3 protein-coding genes and 1 pseudogene are annotated in these 2,951 nt (G+C 38.2%); all 4 read left to right on the forward strand.

Features of this window, described 5'->3' with window-relative positions; genetic code table 11:
* A partial coding sequence (locus A6M55_RS09150; RefSeq protein ID WP_229235499.1) for an alpha/beta hydrolase occupies positions 1-1,017 on the forward strand: 1,017 nt, incomplete at its 5' end.
* 71 nt (positions 1,018-1,088) lie between these two features.
* On the forward strand, positions 1,089-1,433 hold the full coding sequence (locus A6M55_RS09155) for a cupin domain-containing protein (protein WP_015028139.1): 345 nt from the start codon (positions 1,089-1,091) through the stop codon (positions 1,431-1,433).
* 27 nt (positions 1,434-1,460) lie between these two features.
* Complete coding sequence (locus A6M55_RS09160) at positions 1,461-2,621, forward strand: alginate lyase family protein (RefSeq protein WP_064197353.1); 1,161 nt, start codon at positions 1,461-1,463, stop codon at positions 2,619-2,621.
* Positions 2,622-2,649: 28 nt separating this feature from the next.
* Positions 2,650-2,951 (forward strand): annotated as a pseudogene (locus A6M55_RS09165) (acetylxylan esterase); the annotation flags it as partial.

Genomic DNA, 2,951 nt, shown 5'->3' on the forward strand with positions numbered 1-2,951 from the left:
CACCAACTCAGCGAAAAAGAAGCTTCATCCTACACCAAAGAAGAAATATTCTCAGGGAAATTACTGACACAATACCAAGATTTTTGGAGCAAAACGCCTTCAATGAAAGGTATTACAAACGTTCGGGATACATCATACAGCAATTACAGTGCATTAAAAAGCAGTCTAAAAACACATCCAAACATAACTTTAGTACCCGAAAAAACGCAAAAAAATGTCATTGAAGAACGAAACATTGTCTATGCTAATACTGGCACGAGAGATTTACAACTCGATGCATTCTACCCAAAAACGAAGTCTAAAAAACTACGTCCCGCTATTCTGATTATTCATGGTGGCGGTTGGCGTACAGGCAATCGTACACAACACATTCCTTTGGCTCAACGCTTGGCGGCTTTAGGTTACGCGACTTTTACAGCAGAATATCGTCTTTCGACCGAAGCCCTCTATCCTGCTGCCGTGCATGATTTAAAAGCAGCCGTAAGATGGATTCGAGCCAATGCCAAGAAATATGGAATTGATACTAATAAAATAGCGAGCGTGGGCTTTTCGGCAGGTGGGCAGCTTTCGGCACTCATTGGAAATACCAACAATTTACCAAAATTTGAAGGAAGCATTGGCAATTTGAAACATTCCAGTCAAATAAATGCTATTGTGGATATAGATGGAATCTTGGCTTACATTCACCCCGAATCGGGAGAGGGCGATGACAGCAAAAGTACCTCAGCTGCTACCTATTGGTTTGGCTTCAGCAAAGATGAAAACCCTGAACTTTGGCACGAAGGCTCGGCACTGACACACGCAGGTAAAAATACCCCCCTAACACTTTTCCTGAATAGTTCAGTTGACAGAATGCACGCTGGCCGTGAAGATTACCGCAAGAAACTTGATGCGTTTGGCATTTACTCAGAAGTACATACTTTTGAAAATTCTCCGCATTCGTTTTGTTTACTTTCGCCTTGGTTTGGCCCTACGATTGGGTATATTGATACATTTTTGAAAAAAGTTTTTAAGTAACACAATTCTCCGAATTCTCCATTTATCAAATAAAATCATAAACACAATTTAGAAAATTGTGCTACGAAACTATGATACAATTTAACAAAACCTTAGTTACCGATGACGAACTTCCTTGGGAAGTGGTTGACCCAAAAATCAAACGAAAAATAATGTCGTATAACGAAGACATTATGCTCGTGAAAGTTGCTTTCGAAAAAGGAGGAGTTGGCACCACGCACAAACATCCTCATTTACAAATCAGCTATGTGGCAAGCGGTGCTTTTGAAATTACGGTTGCTGGTGAAAGTAAAATTCTTAAAGAAGGCGATGTCTATTTTATTCCTTCAGATGTACTTCATGGTGCGGTTTGTTTGGAAGATGGCATTTTGATTGATGTCTTTAATCCTATGCGTGAAGATTTTGTAAAACCATAACCCCCACTCCCTGAAGGGTAGTTAAAAATGAAAATTGTTCATATTTTTATCTTTCTACATCTTTTCTCCATTACTTTATTTGGGCAAAAACAACTTTCCAATCAAGTAATTGGAGTTTTGCAGAAAGATATAATTGCTCAAGCCAATTGGGCAATGACTCAGAAACCCATCACCATTACAGCCGAACAATGCGAGCGTTCGGCAGGTGGTTTGCATGATTTTTATTCCGAAGGTGATTATTGGTGGAAAAATCCTGATGACCCAAATGGGCCATACATTCAGCGTGATGGACAAACAAATCTTGATAATTTTGTGGCTCACCGAAAAGCTATGATTCGCTTTAGTCAAATTGTTGGTTCATTAGCCTCTGCATACCTTATTACGAAAGATGAAAAGTATGTAAAACACGCTTTTTTACACATCAATGCTTGGTTTATTGATAAAAATACGCTTATGAACCCTTCATTACTCTATGCCCAAGCCATCAAAGGAAAAGCTACGGGCAGAGGCATTGGAATTATTGATACGATTCATCTGATGGAGGTTGCACAAGGAATTATTGTCATGCAAAAGGCAGCGAGTGTAGATAAAAATAATCTACAAATTATCAAAAACTGGTTCGCTCAATATCTTGCATGGCTTACCACTCATCAGTATGGTATTGACGAACGAGAAGCCAAAAACAACCACGGCACTTGTTGGGTAATGCAAGTGGCATCATTTGCTAAATTGACCGAAAATCAGGCTTTAATTGATTATTGTAAAACTCGCTTTAAAACAGTTTTACTACCCAATCAACTCGTAAAAGATGGTAGTTTTCCACTCGAACTCAAACGCACCAAGCCTTATGGATATTCGATTTTTAATTTGGATGCCATGACTACTCTTTGCCAAATTTTGACCGATTCGAAAGATGATTTATGGGATTTTAAGTTGGATGATGGCCGTTCAATGAAAAAAGCCATTGAGTTTCTGTATCCTTACATCGAAAATAAAAGCCTTTGGACTTACCCAAAAGATGTGATGTACTGGGAAGAATGGCCAGTAGCCCAACCTTTTTTATTATTTGGCTATCAGCACTTTGGCAATAAAAATTGGTTTGAAAGTTGGAAAAAATTGGAGCATTTTCCCAAAAACGATGAAGTAATCAGAAATTTACCTATCCGAAACCCATTACTTTGGCTTTAAAATTTATTTAACCTTATCAAATAAATCTATGAAAACCTCCTTTTTAAGTCTTACACTTCTGTTTGCGGGACAGTTGGCTTTCGCCCAATACAATCCCGAAAAACCTGACCTTTGTCAAGGTGCATTTCTAACGCCAGAAGATGCCAAAAACCTCCACGATGATTTTACGAAACGATATTCTGATAAAGTTTCTTGGCAAAAGCACGCCCAAGAAATCAAACAAGGAATTTTAGATGGTGCTGAATTAAGCAATTACGTATTTCAAAAACCTACAAATATTGTTATTCATAGCAAAAAAGATTTGAATGGATATTCGGTAGAAAATGTATC

It is taken from the genome of Emticicia sp. MM, from assembly GCF_001649495.1.